14 protein-coding genes and 1 tRNA gene are annotated in these 16780 nt (G+C 61.1%); 9 read left to right on the top strand and 6 right to left on the bottom strand.

Going from position 1 to position 16780, the window contains the following annotated elements:
- Positions 1 to 86 precede the first annotated feature (86 nt).
- The 3 genes from RPMA_RS08225 to RPMA_RS08215 all read left to right on the top strand — a co-directional run bounded on the left by RPMA_RS08225 (position 87) and on the right by RPMA_RS08215 (position 2286).
- The gene (locus RPMA_RS08225; RefSeq protein ID WP_211912353.1) at positions 87 to 668 is read left to right on the top strand and encodes a DUF1134 domain-containing protein; all 582 of its coding nucleotides are present in this window, start codon (positions 87 to 89) and stop codon (positions 666 to 668) included.
- A gap of 112 nt (positions 669 to 780) precedes the next feature.
- Positions 781 to 2040 (top strand): coiled-coil domain-containing protein, encoded by a 1260-nt coding sequence (locus tag RPMA_RS08220; protein ID WP_211912352.1) that lies wholly within the window; start codon positions 781 to 783, stop codon positions 2038 to 2040.
- Between the two features lie 171 nt (positions 2041 to 2211).
- A tRNA-Val gene (locus tag RPMA_RS08215) sits at positions 2212 to 2286 on the top strand.
- Between the two features lie 493 nt (positions 2287 to 2779).
- On the opposite strand, the gene RPMA_RS08210 is transcribed toward RPMA_RS08215, so the two are convergent.
- Entirely contained in the window at positions 2780 to 3022 is a 243-nt protein-coding gene (locus tag RPMA_RS08210; RefSeq protein WP_211912351.1) for a DUF6894 family protein, read from the bottom strand.
- A 338-nt stretch (positions 3023 to 3360) separates the two neighbouring features.
- On the bottom strand, positions 3361 to 4062 hold the full coding sequence (locus tag RPMA_RS08205; protein ID WP_211912350.1) for a Crp/Fnr family transcriptional regulator: 702 nt from the start codon (positions 4060 to 4062) through the stop codon (positions 3361 to 3363).
- Positions 4063 to 4471: 409 nt separating this feature from the next.
- Between RPMA_RS08205 and RPMA_RS08200 the strand changes: the two genes are divergently transcribed.
- The 3 genes from RPMA_RS08200 (at position 4472) to RPMA_RS08190 (ending at position 9119) form a co-directional block, all read left to right on the top strand.
- Positions 4472 to 4684: a hypothetical protein gene (locus RPMA_RS08200; protein ID WP_211912349.1), complete on the top strand. Its 213-nt coding sequence runs from the start codon at positions 4472 to 4474 to the stop codon at positions 4682 to 4684.
- Between the two features lie 175 nt (positions 4685 to 4859).
- A complete protein-coding gene (locus tag RPMA_RS08195) occupies positions 4860 to 7433 on the top strand; it encodes an HWE histidine kinase domain-containing protein (protein ID WP_211912348.1) in 2574 nt (857 codons plus the stop codon).
- 36 nt (positions 7434 to 7469) lie between these two features.
- Entirely contained in the window at positions 7470 to 9119 is a 1650-nt protein-coding gene (locus RPMA_RS08190; RefSeq protein ID WP_211912347.1) for an ATP-binding protein, read from the top strand.
- A 26-nt stretch (positions 9120 to 9145) separates the two neighbouring features.
- On the opposite strand, the gene RPMA_RS08185 is transcribed toward RPMA_RS08190, so the two are convergent.
- The 4 genes from RPMA_RS08185 to RPMA_RS08170 form a co-directional block, all read right to left on the bottom strand.
- Complete coding sequence (locus RPMA_RS08185; protein ID WP_249225593.1) at positions 9146 to 9325, bottom strand: hypothetical protein; 180 nt, start codon at positions 9323 to 9325, stop codon at positions 9146 to 9148.
- Between the two features lie 301 nt (positions 9326 to 9626).
- The gene (locus tag RPMA_RS08180) at positions 9627 to 10607 is read right to left on the bottom strand and encodes an aldo/keto reductase (protein ID WP_211912346.1); all 981 of its coding nucleotides are present in this window, start codon (positions 10605 to 10607) and stop codon (positions 9627 to 9629) included.
- Between the two features lie 19 nt (positions 10608 to 10626).
- Positions 10627 to 11478, bottom strand: coding sequence for an SDR family NAD(P)-dependent oxidoreductase (locus RPMA_RS08175; protein ID WP_211912345.1), 852 nt, complete (start codon positions 11476 to 11478; stop codon positions 10627 to 10629).
- Between the two features lie 104 nt (positions 11479 to 11582).
- On the bottom strand, positions 11583 to 12659 hold the full coding sequence (locus RPMA_RS08170; RefSeq protein WP_211912344.1) for a substrate-binding domain-containing protein: 1077 nt from the start codon (positions 12657 to 12659) through the stop codon (positions 11583 to 11585).
- Between the two features lie 130 nt (positions 12660 to 12789).
- Here RPMA_RS08170 and RPMA_RS08165 point away from each other — a divergent pair, with 130 nt between their 5' ends.
- The 3 genes from RPMA_RS08165 (at position 12790) to RPMA_RS08155 (ending at position 16721) form a co-directional block, all read left to right on the top strand.
- Complete coding sequence (locus RPMA_RS08165) at positions 12790 to 14268, top strand: aldehyde dehydrogenase family protein (RefSeq protein WP_211912343.1); 1479 nt, start codon at positions 12790 to 12792, stop codon at positions 14266 to 14268.
- Positions 14269 to 14362: 94 nt separating this feature from the next.
- Positions 14363 to 15076, top strand: coding sequence for a glutamine amidotransferase (locus tag RPMA_RS08160; protein WP_211912342.1), 714 nt, complete (start codon positions 14363 to 14365; stop codon positions 15074 to 15076).
- A gap of 151 nt (positions 15077 to 15227) precedes the next feature.
- Positions 15228 to 16721 carry an aldehyde dehydrogenase family protein gene (locus RPMA_RS08155; RefSeq protein WP_211912341.1) on the top strand — a complete coding sequence of 498 codons (1494 nt, stop codon included), beginning with the start codon at positions 15228 to 15230 and terminating at the stop codon, positions 16719 to 16721.
- Positions 16722 to 16780: the final 59 nt, after the last annotated feature.

Raw genomic sequence — 16780 nt, 5'->3', positions numbered from 1 at the left:
GGGACATTGACCGCGGATTAGACGCCGTGCTTCTCAGCATCCGGTTAAAGCTGCGGTCGCTAGATTGAATACCAGGGGTTCTTTTCATGACCTTCGCATCACGCCTTGCAGCGCTGGCGCTTGCAGCGCTTGCACTCGCCTTCTCGCCGGCATCGGCCCAACAGGCCTCGCGCGGCCCAGCGCCCGATAGCTACCGGTCGGACGAACTGGTCAATGCCGGTCATCGCTTTTTCGGCAATGTCTCACGCGGGCTGGCTTCGGTGATCGAAAAAGCCGTCAGCCAGTGGGGCCTGCCGAATGGCTACATTCTCGGCGAGGAAGGCTCCGGCGCCATCGTGGCCGGCCTCCGCTACGGTGAAGGCACGCTCTACACGAAGAATGCGGGTGACCTGCGCGTGTATTGGCAGGGCCCCTCGCTCGGCTTCGACTGGGGCGGCGACGGCGCACGCACCATGACGCTGGTCTACAACCTGCCGGCCACCCAGGCGATCTATCAGCGTTTCGGCGGCATCGACGGTTCCGCCTATATCATAGGCGGCTTCGGCATGACCGCCCTGACGGCGAACAATATCGTGCTGGTGCCGATCCGTTCCGGCCTGGGTCTGCGTCTGGGCGCCAATATCGGCTACCTCAAATTTACGCCGACGGCGACCTGGAATCCGTTCTAACCGGGCGCCCGAGCCCGCCGCGGCGTAAAGGTTAACGAAGCGCTAAGCTGTCTTTGCCTGTGGCTGCATGGCATGTTAACCGCGACAATCTTCTGCGTGGGAGCACTCTGCCATGGTCGAGCCGATCATGTATCTGGCGATCGGTTTTCTGGCCGCGATGTTGTGCAGCCTGTTGGTCATGCCACTGGTGCATAATCGCGCCGTCCGGCTGACCACACGCCGCCTCGAAGCTGCGACGCCGCTGTCGATGGCTGAAATCCAGGCCGACAAGGACCAGCTCCGCGCCGAATTTGCAATGTCGGCGCGACGCCTGGAAATGAGCGTCGACCAGCTCAAGAGCAAGACGACCAATCAGCTGGCTGAACTCGGCAAGAAGTCCGACGCGCTCAACCGCATGAAGGTCGAACTGACGGAAAAGACTGCCAGCATCTTCGATCTCGAGGCGCGCGAGACGGCCGTCAAACAAAAGCTGGCCACGACCGAGAACGAATTTACGGCAAAGACCGAAGCGCTCGCCGCTGCCGAACGCGCCCTGGTCGACAAGCAGAACGAACTTGCCCGCCTCAACAGTGAATTGTCGGATCGCACGCAGACTGCCGAAAACCGGCAGATCGAATTGGTGGCCGTCCGCACCCAGGTTGAAGAGCTGCGCAGCCGCCTCGGCCTCGCCGAACAGGACTTCTCTACCACGCAGCACAAGCTTGAACTGCAGCGCGGCGAATCCGAGACCGCAACGCGCGACCTTCTGGAAGCGCGCGCACGCGTCGCAAGCCTCAGTCAGCGCGTCACCGACCTTGATCAGCAGCTGGCGATCCAGGTCAAGGAAGCCGAGGTGCTCGGCAATCGCATCGACGTGCTGGAGCAGCAATCGCTTCAACAGACCAAGCAGCTCGCCGAGCGCGATTTCGAGAATGCACAATTGCGGCAGGCCAACGAGGCGGCCGAGCAGATCGCGCGCGACCTGCGCGTGGAAATCGCCGCCAATGCCGGCGGCCGCAGTTCGGCGCTTGTCGAGAAGCTCCGCGCGGAGCGGCTCGCCGCCGAACAAGAGCTGAGCGTTGCGCGCGAGGAACGCGCCAAACTGCAGCGCGACCTCAATACCATCCATCAGCAGGCCGAAAACGCCTGGGCCACCGAGCGGACGGAAAACGCGATCCTGCGCGAGCGCATCAATGACATCGCCGCCGAAGTGGCGAAGATGGCGATGGCGCTGGAAGGGCCGAATTCGCCGATCGAGGCCATTCTGGCGGCAGATCCTAGCGCCAACCAGCCGCGCCCCGCCAATGACGTCGGATTTGCCCCCAACAGCACGCTGGCAGACCGCATCCGGGCCCTGCAGTCGCACGCCTCACGCGCCCGCCAGCCCGGCTGAAACCACCTTTTGGGCTTCCGTGTCCAATTATCTGCGGGTGTCCGGCCGGGTGCGCTTGACACCCTGCCCCCTATTCCCTAAATCGCGCCACTGACGTCACGCATCGCCGGGCACCGCTCGGCCGTTTCGTGTGCAGGCTTTCGGAATGAATACATTCTGGAACCGACGTCCGGGCGCATAGCTCAGCGGGAGAGCGTTCCCTTCACACGGGAGAGGTCCAAGGTTCGATCCCTTGTGCGCCCACCATCCAAACCCGAACCACCGCCAAGCGTAGCGATCAGAGGCGATACCTGCGCATACAGGCGGCGTAGCTCAGTCGGCTGAGGTCGATCGACGGCCCCGAGACCCTCGCCAGCTTGCCGGCGCGAAGGGCAATGCCGCGTTGAGGGAAGCGAGTTCCTGCACCGATGATTGTTGGGAAAGCTTGTCTTCTGTGCTGGCCGCAGCCCGGTCAGATGTCATGGCCTGACGCCTGGCCAGTGACGCTCGGGTGTTTGAGGAGATGGTGTTGAGGCCAAATTGCCGGGGCATACAATCCTCCATCGATACGCACCTGGGCGACTCAACGGATCATCAGCCCCAAGTGATCAATGTTTCGATACCCGACAATGCTTGCCGCAGACTTGCGTTAGATCAATCAATTGTATCGCTCATACACAGCATTACGCTTGGGCTGGAAAGCGCAGCAACCAGGGTGGAATCGCCTCGCCGGGCGAACCGCGTTTGCGGATAGATCGATCTACGCCAGACAGGACGGCAACATCGTCCTGATGTCTATCACGGCAACCTCGTTACCGCCTTCCGAGACCACCACGACGAAACGCGGGATGTGATGCTTACCGGCCTTGATCGCCTCGGCCAGAATTTCACGCGCCGATAGCACTGCCTGCTCACGCGCGATGGCCATACCGGGAAGGTCACTGCCTTCGGGATCGCAGATGACGTCCTCGCCATCCACGAGATGGATGAAATACCTGGTCATGATCGCGGCCGCTCATACAATGAGTGACAACTTGCCGTCGCAAAACTAGTTTCGCGAATACGCTTCCGCCGGCGGAGTACCGCCTTCACGATCTTGCGCTTGCAGCGAATTTACCTTTGCCGCGGTCTCACGAACACCGACAGCAGGTTCGTTGCTATCCGCCAGACGATCCCATCGCTGCGCTCTGGCGAGCCACAAGACCTCATCCACCCCGCGATGCCCGGCGCGCTCGCGGCACATGAGTGCCTGCGCCTTGCAGATTGTTGTCCGGTTCATGAGCAACACTCCGGCAAACTCAGGAGATGAGCCTATCCCTTTGCGCGCGCGCCATCTGCACGCTAGCCGACACTCGGCGGGAAAAGACGAATATAGTGCTGGCGCACATCCTCGTGACACTCGCAGGCCCAGCGGCGGATCTTTTCGACATCCATGATGTGGATCCGGCCACGGCTATGCGAGATCATACCGGCCTTCTGAAGCTCGATAGCCACGCCCGTCACGCTTGTGCGGCGCACACCCATCATCTGGGCGAGGAACTGCTGCGTCACGGTGAGTTCGTCGCCGGCCAGCTCGCGCATGCGCAATAGCCACTTGCATGTCCGCGCCTGCACCGAATGCACGGCATTGCATGCTGCCGTCTGCTGCACCTGTGCGAGATGGAAATGCTCGTAGGACATCAGCAGGCGACGGAACGACGGATGCTTGTCAGCGAACTGCACAATGACCTTTGCATCAAAAACCGACGCGACACCGCCAACCTGAACGGCCGAATGATTGAGCGAAATCCTGTCGTCAAGCGCCATGCCGGCACCAAACGAGCCGTCCCGGCCGATCATGCCGGTCTCGATTGCGCCGCCACCCGCGAGTTCCACCACGCATGAGATGATCCCTTCATGCGGAAAGTAAACCTTGTCGACAACATCATGCGACTCGGCAAGAACATCGCCCTGCCTCAACTCGACGAGCGTCGCATGCTTGACCAATTCATCGAATATTGAAGTGTCGATACGCGATAACAGGCTGTTGTCGTGCCTTCGCATAGTTGCTCCCGTGTCAGTACCGAAGGGAGCGCAGTCAACTTACCCGTGGTCGGAGCGGATCATCGTGATCCCCACCCTTCAGACCAAATACGGATAATTGTCTGTCCAAACCATGTCGGTCCGGTAGCCGACACAGGGTTTCGAAATTCACGTCAATTCGTGATGCCTTCGATCTATTTCCGGGTCATCGGCTGTTCTGCCGGCGCTCCCGCGGCAGACGGTCGCGAACAAACGCAACGAGGAAGCAACAAAGCCTGCCGCTCGGCGTTCCATACGAACATTGCTGTTCGCCTATTATGTCCGATAGCGGACCGACGCGATGTTTTTCATGCGTTAGTTTTTCGAGACGAGCTCACATCGAGCAGCCCCAGGGCGTACTGACGCTGTCATATCCGATCGATCAATCAGAATGCCTCGCCTCATCACTCGCAAATGGTCCGACGACGACATTGCCCGCTTGATCATACTGGCGGAGCAAGGCTCATCGCTGATGCGCGCTGCCAGCGCGCTCAATCGCAATACGGCATCCGTGCAGAAGAAGGCGCGACAGCTCGGCAAGAGCTTCCCTGGTGTTCGCGAAACGCGCGCCGAATTGCGGGCCATCAACGTTCAAGGCGAATGATCCGACTTGCAGATTTTCAGCCTGCGTGATTGCCAATAGTGCCGGCCATTGTTTCGCGGCATCCCCCACACGGCGAGGCCCCCGTCATCCAGATATGCCGACATGGAACCTAAAGCGATACGCGGCGTTATCGCCCGTTTAGCATCGCCATTTTCCATGTCAGGCTACGGACCGAGTGAACAAACACCAATTCCGGGTTGATCTCACCAATTGCGATCGAGAACCCATCCATATCCTCGGCGCCATACAGCCGATCGGCTTTTTGATCGCAGTGAGCTCGGACTGGATCGTGGCGCGCATGTCCGCGAACGCCGCAGAGTTCATCGGGCGCACGCATCAGGAAATGATCGGCCAGCCGCTTGCCGAGTTCCTGCCATCGATGGCGATCCACGATTTACGGAATCGCGTGGCATTGCTTCGCGGCCAGGACGCAGTGGAGCGCTTGTTCGGCTGCGAGCTCGTCAAGGGAGCAGCGACATTCGATGTGGCCTTGCACATGTCGGGCGGCCAGATCGTCATTGAGGCGGAACCTTCGACCGGTGAGCGCAGCGACACCACGTCCATGGTTCGCTCAATGGTCAGCCGGCTCGATCAGGCTCCGGACATGAGTGCGTTCTTCCGCGAAGGCGCGCGACAGATTCGCGGGCTTCTCGGTTACGACCGCGTCATGGTCTACAAGTTCGACCCGGAAGGCTCGGGCGAAGTCGTCGGCGAAGCCTGCCGTTCGGGCATTGGAACCTTCAAAGGCCTGCACTATCCAGCCAGCGACATCCCGCAGCAGGCGCGTGCACTCTACAAGCGAAACCTGTTGCGCATCATCACCGATGTGCATGCTCCGGCCGTACCGATACTGCCAGAGCGCGACGAAGACGGGCGTCCGCTCGATCTATCGCTATCGGTGCTGCGATCGGTATCGCCGATACATATCGAATATCTCAAGAACATGGGCGTCGGTGCCTCTCTCTCGATCTCGATCATTGTCGAGGGCGAGCTGTGGGGCTTATTCGCATGCCATCACTATTCCGCACGCTGCCCCGCGTTTCAAAAGCGTTCCGTCGCGGAGCTGTTTGCCCAGATGTTTTCGATGCGGCTGGAGAGCCGTGAGCGCCGGGAAGCCATGGAATATGAGCGCCGCGCCCGGGATATTTCGGATCAATTGCTTGGCGCCGTTGCGTCTGACGAAACGCTACTGAAAGATCCCGACTGGCTCGCCGACATTCTCACCCATGCCATTTCAGCGGAAGGCGTCGGCGTCTGGATCAATGGCAGCTACGCTTTCTCCGGCATCACGCCGCCGACCGACGGTTTTCGTCGCATCGTGCGCGCCCTCAATGGCACGGCAGCCGGAAAGGTATTTGCGACGGACAACATCTCGTCTCTCGTCGATGGCGCCAAGGAATATTCCTCGGACGTTGCGGGCATGCTGGCGATTCCGATCTCACGCTCGCCACGCGACTATGTCGTGCTGTTTCGATCCGAATTGATCCGCTCGGTGCGCTGGGCCGGAGATCCGCACAAGCCGATCGAATACGGCCCGAACGGCCCGCGCCTCTCGCCACGCGAAAGCTTTGCGGAATGGAAGGAACTGGTCGAAGGACGTTCGAAGCCGTTTACGTCGTCCGAGATCCGCGTCGCCGAGACACTGCGTGCCACGCTGATCGAAGTCGTGTTGCGCCTTGCCGATGAGGCGGCCGCCGAACGGCATCAGGCCAGCGCGCGACAGGAATTGCTGATCGCAGAACTCAATCACCGGGTCCGCAACATTCTCGGTGTCATCCGCGGCCTGATCCGGCAGTCGCAGCCGGATGAAGATGCGGTGAAGCAATTCGTCAAAGTCGTCGATGGCCGTATCCATGCGCTGGCGCGCGCGCATAATCAGATCACCGACGATCATTGGGGGCCCGCGCCGTTGCAGGCACTCATCGACGCCGAAGCCGCCGCCTTCGCCGACCGACCGGAAGCGATCGGCGCCAACGGGCCGCCGACCCTGCTCAACCCATCCGCCTATTCGACCATGGCCCTCGTGGTGCACGAACTCGTCACCAATTCCACCAAATATGGCAGCCTCAGTTCGCCGCAGGGGCGGGTGAGTATCGACTGGTATCGCGAGCGCAATCGTGACCTTGTTCTGACGTGGCGCGAAACAGACGGGCCACCGGTCACTCCGCCCACCCGCAAAGGTTTTGGCACGACCATCGTCGAGCGTTCAGTCCCCTATGATCTCGGCGGCACCGCTGAAGCGACGTATGGCGCAAGCGGTTTCAGCGCGCGCTTTTCCATTCCGGCCCGTCATGTGTCAGAGCCGAAGAACCATGCAGGGCCTGCCATCAAGCTGATGCGCCCGACCCACAGCCACGCGCCGAAGCCGCCGCCAAGCCTGCTGGTCGGCAAGACCGTCATGCTGGTCGAAGACAGCCTGATCATTGCTCTCGATGCCGAGGACATCATCACGCGCCTCGGTGCGACATCGGTCGCAACCTCATCCACAGCGGAAGCCGCATTCGACAGCCTGATGCGTTTCAAGCCATCGATTGCGATCCTGGACATCAATCTCGGCGACCAGACCAGCTTCGGCATCGCCGACCGTCTGCTCGAAATGGATGTGCCTTTCCTGTTCGCCAGCGGCTATGGCGAGCAGGCCAAACTCCCGATGGATCATCGCGCCCGGATCGTTGTACAAAAGCCCTACACCATGGAGAACCTCGCGCGCGGTATCGCCGAGGTTCTGGGTATTGATGGTGACGTCTAATCCCGCCGGACCGTTTTTGTTTAAAAGCTTGAAACGATGACCATTGCCGACGAGAGAAATGAACGGTCTGCTGCCGCTGCGGTACAGGATCGTTATCGGACCCTGTTCGAGTCCATGGATGAGGGCTTCTGCATCATCGAGTTCTTCGATGGTCCGCATGGTCCCCTCAGCGACTACCTGCACATCGAGGCCAATGCCGCTTATGCCCGGCATACCGGCATACCGAATGTCGTCGGACAGAAGCTGCGCGAAATGGTGGGCGAGGAAGCGGACGGCTGGGTCGAACTCTATGGCAGCGTATTGCGTACCGGCCAGGTCATCCGCTTCAGGCGAGAACTAGTGGCCACAGGCCGCCATCTCGAAGTCAGTTCGTTTCGCGTGGGGCCCATCGAGGACCGTCAGGTCGCCGTGCTGTTCAAGGATGTCACCGATCGCGTTCGCGCGGAGGCTGCACAACAGCAACTCAATGAAACGCTGGAAAGCCGAATCGCCGAGGCTCTTGCCGATCGCGAAAAAGCCGAAGGCGCATTGCGGCAAGCGCAGAAGATGGAGGCGGTCGGCCAACTGACCGGTGGCCTTGCCCACGACTTCAACAATCTCCTCGCCGGCATTTCGGGCGCCTTCGAGATGATCAGCGCACGTCTGGCACAGGGCCGGCATGCGGATGTCGAAAAATACCTGTCCGCCGGCCAGGGCGCTGCGCGCCGCGCGGCAGCGTTGACTCACCGCCTTCTCGCATTTTCACGGCAGCAGACACTGAGCCCGCGTCCCCTCGTCGTGAATCGCTTGCTGCCGGATTTTGCCGAACTGGTCCGTCGCACGGTCGGTCCCGCCATCGATGTCGAGACGATCGGAGCGGCCAGCCTGTGGACCACGCTGGTCGACTCCAACCAGCTTGAAAATGCGTTGCTCAATCTCTGCATCAATGCGCGCGATGCCATGCCGGATGGCGGCAAGATCACCATCGAGACTGGCAACCGCTGGCTTGACGAGCGCGGTGCGCGCGAACGTGGACTGGATGCCGGGCAATATATCAGCATCTGCGTCAGTGATACCGGCACCGGCATCGACAAGATCAATCTCGACCGGGTGTTCGATCCGTTCTTCACGACCAAACCGATCGGCCAAGGCACCGGCCTGGGCCTGTCGATGGTGTACGGCTTCGCCCGGCAGAGCCACGGCTTCGTCCGGATCTATTCCGAAGTCGGCCAAGGCACCATGGTCTGCATCTATTTGCCTCGGCATCATGGCGAGGAAGACATCGTCGGCGATAGCCACGACGCCGAATGGATCGATGCAGGCTCTGGCAAGACGGTGCTGGTGATCGATGATGAGCCGACCGTGCGCATGCTGGTGACCGACGCGCTGTCCGATCTCGGCCATGCTTGCCTCGAAGCTGGAGATGGGCCATCCGGCCTCAAGGTCCTGCAGTCGGACACGCCCATCGATTTGCTGATCACGGATGTCGGGCTGCCCGGCGGAATGAACGGCCGACAGGTCGCCGAAGCCGCACGCGCGCTGCGACCGGGGCTGCAGGTTCTGTTCATTACGGGCTATGCGGAGAATGCCGTGCTCAATCACGGCCATATCGAACGCGGTATGGAAGTGCTGACGAAGCCCTTCGCCGTCGATGATCTGATCAGGCGTGTCGGTCGCCTGCTGCAAAGCGATCCATCCGGCGACTAACGTCCAGGCCAGATCGCTGAGGTGACTTAGTGCAGAACGGCGTGCAGACGTGCCGGCTCTGCCTCTCGGGCGGCGAGCTGAGCCTTGAGCTCGGCCAGTTCGGTTTCGAGCTGACGGTTGACCATGATGAGCGCGCCGACAACGCCACGGGTATCGCCATGGCAGGCGGCAACGAGGTCATCTATTTCAGAATCGAGTTGGGTCACAAAAATCTCCTGCCACGCTTTCGGTTGCCTTCAATTATCGGCTAGGCGTTGCATCAATATTAAACGATACCGGAGTCCTCATCGGCATTTATGAGCGTGCATGATTACCGGTTAAGGGGCTCTTTCCGGGGTTGCAGAATCCACAGGCGAGTTTCTGCGATCATCCAGCCGCGCCGGAGGGCACCGCTTGGCTGCAGTTGCCGGGATAGTTGATGTCCACCAGAGATTTAGCTGATTTCTTGCAGCGCATTTGAACGATACCTCCGTGCCAGCCCAGCCGGCACGGAGGCGAAATATTTTACTAACCGAAGCCCGCCACCGCATGCGGGACGTAAGGCGCCTCCAGCGAGGCGATCTCCTCCTTCGTTAATTTGAGCGACAGCGCCGCCACCGCATCGGTCAGATGCGCCGGCTTGGACGCCCCGATAATCGGCGATGTGATATCCGGCTTCTGCAGCAGCCACGCCAGCGCAACCTGTGCCTGGGGCACGCCACGGGCCTTGGCAACGGCCGCCACCTGCTCAACGATATTGCGGTCGGCCTGCTCGGCCTGGACATAGAGCCCCTTGCCGAATTCGTCGGTCTTCTGGCGTTCGCTGGTCTCTTCCCAGGCCCGGGTCAGGCGGCCGCGGGCGAGCGGGCTCCACGGCATCACGGCAATACCCTGATCGGCGCAGAACGGCAGCATCTCACGCTCTTCTTCGCGGTTGAGCAGGTTGACGTGGTTCTGCATGCTGATGAACTGGGTCCAGCCATTCAGCCGCGACGTGTAGACCGCCTTGGCGAACTGCCAGGCATACATGCTGGAGGCCCCGATATAGCGCGCCTTGCCGGCCTTCACGACATCATGCAGCGCTTCCATCGTCTCCTCGATGGGCGTCTTCTTGTCGAGGCGATGGATCTGGTAGAGATCGACATAGTCAGTACCCAGGCGACGCAGCGAGTGATCGATCTCGGTCATGATCGCCTTGCGCGATAGACCAGCGCCGTTCGGCCCCGGGCGCATGCGGTTGAACACTTTCGTCGCGATCACCACATCGTCGCGCTTGGCAAAGTCCTTCAACGCGCGGCCAACGATCTCTTCCGACGTACCGTCCGAATAGACATTGGCCGTATCGAAGAAATTGATGCCGAGCTCGATCGCCTGCTTGATCAGTGGACGGCTGTTCTCTTCATCCAATGTCCAGGCATGCGACCCGCGATCCGAGACGCCATAGGTCATGCAGCCCAGACACAGCTTTGAGACTTCGAGGCCGGTATTTCCGAATTTAACGTAATCCACTGCGTCACTCCCTGATTGATTATTTGGTCTTCACGAATTCGGCAAAGGCATCGGCATAGTCGGGATGCCAGCGCGATAGCGCCGGGCGATTCTCGACGATGTCGTCGATCGCCCACAGCATGCGCCGCTCGTCGAGTGCGCGCGGCACGTCATTGTCTGGGCAAAGGATGTAGAAGTCGCCCGCGTCGATCCGCTGCATCATGAACGTCACCGTCTCCTCCGGTGTCCACGCCGCAGCTGGTTTCTCCTTGCGATCGCCCGCCGTGAGCCCGGTAAACACAAAGCCCGGGATCAACAGATGCGCGGTGATCTGGCAGCCATCTGTGTTACGCAGCTCATGCGACAGCGCTTCCGTATAGGCCTTCACGCCGGCTTTGGAGACGTTATAGGCTGGATTGCCGGGCGGCGTTGTGATGCCCTGCTTGGAGCCGGTATTGATGATCAGGCCCGGCTTTATGCCTGCGATCATGTTGGGCGCGAAAGCCTGGCAGCCGTTGACGACGCCCCACAGATTGACGCCGATCAGCCGCTCCCAATTGTCACGCGGACCGATCGCCGAAGTCGGCACCTGAATGCCGGCATTGTTCATCAGGACGTCGCAGGTGCCAAAACGTTGCTGAACGTCTGCCGCCAGTTTGGACATCGCCGAGAGATCGCTGACATCGATATTGGCTGTCATGACAGCGTCACGCCCACTTGGAGCTTCTCCTGCGATCTTGGCTGCTGCGCCGCTCAAGCGGTCGTCGCCGATATCCACAATGCAAATACGCAGGCCCAGTTTCGCAAACGCGACCGCCGCGGCAAGGCCGATACCCGACGCGCCTCCGGTGATGACGGCAACAGAGCCGGCGGACAGTGCGGGATGTGTCATGGGGATCTCCTGAATTCGCAGCGCGATCGTTGCCTATAGCATTCCCTGGCGGCAGCGCATGTCACATCATCGCCAGCGCAGGTCCGCTGCCCGCTTCTGCATGGCTAGGGCTTCTTGCCGAGAAAGACCTCGTTCACGGATTTGATTTGGCCCGTGTCCGACTCGGCATAGCCCGGCAGTTTGGCTAACGCGTCGCGAAACTCCCCACCACGCAGCACGGCCAGAACGTGTTGCATGGGCTCTTGCTCCAGCAAAGCCTCACGGCAGACGAAGTAGTAGTCTTCCGTCAGCAGCCGGACGAAATCGAGACCGAACTGACATGCAGCGGCTTCCACACCGAACGCCACATCGGCCATATCGCTTGCCACATAAGCAGCGACAGCAGCGTGGGTGAACTCGACCTGCTCGTAGCCATTGATCTGCTCCGGCGCGATCTTGTGCTGATGCAGGATCTGATCGAATAGCAGACCCGTGCCGGAATCCTGATCGCGATTGACGAAGCGGATGGCCGGGTTGACCAGTGCCTCCATCGACGTGATGCGCAGCGGATTGCCGCGTTTCACCATCAGCCCCATTTCGCGTGTCGCAAATCCAATGACACGATGAATGCGATTGTCGAGCCACTCCTTGCAGGCATTGACGCTCTGCTTGCGCAGCTCACCACACGGCAGATGCACGCCGGCGAGATCGCAGGTGTCATGCGCAAGAGAAACCAGCGACGTCTGATTGCCAACGTAACGGAGATCGATGCCGATCCCGCCTGCGGCATTCAGCATTTCGCGCAGTTTCGGCACAGCGAAACCATGGCTCGCATGCACCCGAATGATCGCGGGATGCCCGGGCAGAAACTCTTTCAACTCAGTGGCAAGCTCCTGGGCGAGATTTTCCAGCTGCGGACCAAGTCTCGCTTCGAGACGTTCGCCCGCCCATACGAGCTTCTCGCCAAATGCTGTCAGCCGCGTCCCCTTGCCCTTGCTGCGCGCGACCACGGGCGTACCGAAGAATATCGACCAGTCATTCACCAGGCTCCAGGCATGGCGATACGACATGTGATGACGGCTGGCGGCGACGGTGATCTTTCCGGTCTCGCTGATATCCTTGAGGAAAGAGAGCATCACCGCTGTCGGCTGCCGCGAGCCGGGCTTGCGAAAACGCCAAACGGTCTCGATGTCGATCCGCATCGCCTCCCCTCATTTTCTTGGCTAAGATATGTTCGTGACTTCATATCTGCAGCCGTTCTTTGTCTCTCGTTATCATATTTACTGCTGATGTCCCTGCTGATCCCATCTCTGGCATACCAGGGAGGATCTCATGCAGAAGATTTCCAGTGCCGAACTCGCATCCACCACAGAAGTGATGCGCAAGCGGCTTCTCATCGACGGACAACAGGTTGAGCCGTTGTCCGGGCGCTATTTCGATGTTCTCAATCCCGCCACCGGCGAGATCATCGCCGTGGTTGCCGAGGCCGATGCCGCCGATATCGATCGCGCCGTCATCTCTGCGCGCAACGCGTTTGAAGGTCCATGGGGCCGCATGCGCGCCGCCGATCGCGGTCTCGTGCTGCAGCGGCTGGCGCAGCTGCTCGAAGATCACGCCGAAGAACTGATCGCGCTGGAAAGCCTCGACGCCGGCAAGCCATTGGCGGCGGTCAAGCGTCAGGACCTGCCCGCGGCGATCGACACGCTGCGTTATTACGCCGGCTGGGCCGACAAGATCAGCGGCCAGGTGATCCCCGCGCGGCCGGATGCACTGACCTATACGGTGCGCGAGCCGATCGGCGTCGTCGGCGCCATCGTGCCTTGGAATTTCCCGCTGATGATCGGCATGTGGAAGATCGCGCCGGCGCTGGCCTGTGGCTGCACGGTGGTGCTGAAGCCTGCCGAGATTACACCGCTCTCTGCACTGCGGATCGGCGAATTGGCGCTTGAAGCCGGCCTGCCTCCGGGCGCGCTGAACGTCGTGCCGGGACACGGCAGGATCGCCGGCCGCGCCATCGTCGATCATCCCGATATCGACAAGGTCACCTTCACAGGCTCGCCGGCCGTCGGTCGCGAGATTCTGGCCGGTGCGGCCGGCAATCTCAAACGCGTCACGCTCGAACTCGGCGGAAAATCCGCCAATGTGATCTTTGACGATGCCGATCTCGATGCAGCCACCAAGGCTGCCGCATCGGGCATCTTCTTCAATTCCGGGCAGGTCTGCTCGGCCGGCTCCCGAGTCCTCGCCCACGACTCCGTTTATGACGAAGTGGTCGAGCGGCTCACCGCCCGCGCCCGCGCCATCAAGGTTGGTGATCCCCGCGAAGCCGGCGTCACCATGGGTCCGATCGTCTCGGAAGCGCAGATGAAGCGCGTACTCGACTATGTCGATATCGGCACCAGGGAAGGCGCGAAGCTCACTACCGGCGGCGAACGGATCGGCGATCGCGGCTATTTCGTCGCGCCCACGGTCTTCGCCAATGTCGATCACGACATGCGCATTTCGCAGGAAGAGATTTTCGGCCCCGTCGTCAGCGTGGTCCGTTTCAGCGACGAGGCGGATGCGATCCGCAAGACGAACGGTACGAAATACAGCCTCGCCGCCGGCGTCTGGAGCAAGGATATCGGCCGGGTGCAGCGCTTCGCCCAGCACGTGAAGGCTGGCACGGTGTGGATCAACACCTATGGCTACACGGATGTCCGGCTGCCCTGGGGCGGATCGCGGGATTCCGGCTTCGGCCGCGAGCATGGCGATGCGGCCCTGGAGAACTTTACCGAGCCCAAAGCGGTCTGGATGAACCTGAACGTCTGAACTGAACATGGTTGCAGCGCGCAAAAGCGGGTTTATCGATATATTCATGGCGATATAACGATCGTGTGAAAACCCGTCTTTGCGTGAGCCTTCCATGAACCGTCACCGGCGCTCTGCCGTAGCTTTGCGCCATGTGGCGTTCGAGGATCTCGGCCTGCTGTCGTCCGTGCTGGATCGTGCAGGCTGGGATGTCGCCTTTTGCGAGGCCGCCATCGACGACCTCGCTCATCCGTCCATCGAAAATGCCGATCTCCTGATCGTGCTGGGCGGCCCGATCGGCGTGTATGAGGCCGAGGCCTATCCGTTTCTCACCCGCGAGATCCAGCTGCTGGAACGGCGGCTGAAGCAGGATCGCCCAACCCTCGGCATCTGCCTCGGCGCGCAGCTGATGGCCCGCGCGCTGGGCGCCCGCGTCTATGCCGGCGCCACAAAGGAAATCGGCTGGGGCAACATCACCCTGACGGAGCAAGGTGCGGCGACGTGCCTCGCACCGCTCGCCGAAGACGGCGCAGCGGTTCTGCATTGGCATGGCGACACATTCGACCTGCCTAACGGCGCCATGCGGCTCGCCTCAAACGCGCATTACGAGAACCAGGCATTTGCCTACGGTCGTAATGCACTGGCCTTGCAATTTCATCTCGAAGCCGATCCGCGGCAGCTCGAGGAATGGTATGTCGGCCATGCCCTCGAATTGGCCGCCGCCGGCATTCCGGTGACGCAACTGCGCGCGGCGACCGTATCTGTCGCACCGCAATTGCAGGATCGGGCAAGCCGTATTTTCGGACGCTGGGTCCACGCGCTCGATTGAATGAGTCCAGACGCGAATTCACACTGATGAATTGCGCACGTAGACCTCCCATGCAGCGCGCGGCCAGTTCCACAGCTTTACCCGTCAGACGGAAACGATATATTCCGCGCGCCACAACGGCAGAAAAATTCAGACCTCCGGGAGGATCATCATGGGCTTGATGCAGCCAATCTCCGCCACCGCGCATCCCTACGCGAACGGCTCCTACAAGCAGATGCTGATCGACGGCAAATGGGTTGACGCGCAGTCCGGCAAGAAGTTCGAAACGCACAACCCCGCAACCGGCGAACTGCTCGCCACCGTCGCCGAAGGCGATGCCAAGGATATCGACCTCGCGGTTGCCGCCGCCCGCCGGGCCTTCGACGGTCCGTGGAGCAAGGTCAAGCCGTATGAGCGCCAGGCGCTGCTGCTGAAATTCGCCGAGCTCGTCGAAAAGCATTTTGACGAACTCGCGCTGCTCGACACGCTCGACATGGGCGCGCCGGTCAGCCGCACCTTCGCCGGCAAGCAGCGCATCCTCGGCATGCTGCGCTTCTATGCGGGCCAGGCCACGCTGATCTATGGCGAGACCATCGAGAACTCGCTCCCGGGCCAGATCTTCTCCTACACGCTGAAGGAGCCGGTCGGCGTCGTCGGCGCCATCATCCCGTGGAATTCGCCGCTCTCGGCCAGCGTGTGGAAGATTGGCCCCGCCATCGCCACCGGCTGCACCGTGGTGCTGAAGCCGGCCGAAGAAGCGCCGCTGACCTCGCTGCGCCTCGGCGAGCTGGCGATGGAAGCCGGCTTCCCCGCAGGCGTCATCAATGTCGTCCCGGGCTATGGCGAGACTGCCGGTGCCGCGCTTTCCTCGCATCAGGACGTCAACAAGGTCGCCTTCACCGGTTCGCATTTCACCGGTCAGTCGATCATCCGCGCCTCGGCCGGCAACCTCAAGCGCGTGTCGCTTGAACTCGGCGGCAAGTCGCCGAACATCGTGTTCGCCGATGCCGATCTCGACGCCGCCGTTCCCGGCGCCGCCATGGCGGTGTTCGCGAATTCCGGCCAGATCTGCAGCGCCGGCACCCGCCTGTTCGTCGAGAAGAAGATCTATAACGAATTCGTCGGCAAGGTCGCCGAATTCGCCAAGAAGCTGAGGGTCGGCAACGGCGTCGATCCCTCGATCCAGCTCGGGCCGCTGATCTCCAAGGAACAGTTCGACCGCGTCAGCGGCTATCTGACCACCGGCGCAGGCGAAGGCGCAAAGGCCTTGGCTGGCGGCGGTCTCATGACCGATGGCGATCTCGCCAAGGGCTTCTTCGTGCAGCCGACGGTGTTTGCCGACGTGCAGGACAATATGAAGATCGCGCAGGAAGAGATCTTCGGCCCGGTGATCTCGGCCATCGCCTTCGAGGAGATGGACGAGCTCGTGCAGCGCGCCAACAACACCATGTTCGGTCTCGGCAGCGGCGTCTGGACCAAGGATGTCAGCAAGGCCCATCGCCTCGCCAAGGCGCTGCAGGCCGGCTCGGTCTGGATCAACTGCTATCAGGCAATGGATCCCGCCGTGCCGTTCGGCGGCTACAAGATGAGCGGCTACGGCCGTGAGTCCGGCGTCCACCACGTCGAAGAATATCTCAACATCAAGTCGGTATGGATCAACACCTGATCCCGGCCGCCTGAAACAGAAACGGCGCGGGGTCATGAACCCCGCGCCGTTTTTCTTTT

The sequence above is a fragment of the Tardiphaga alba genome (genome assembly GCF_018279705.1).
Taxonomy (GTDB): domain Bacteria; phylum Pseudomonadota; class Alphaproteobacteria; order Rhizobiales; family Xanthobacteraceae; genus Tardiphaga; species Tardiphaga alba.
Note: the sequence above shows the minus strand (reverse complement) of the source record. Positions and strands in the feature narration are given on the sequence as shown.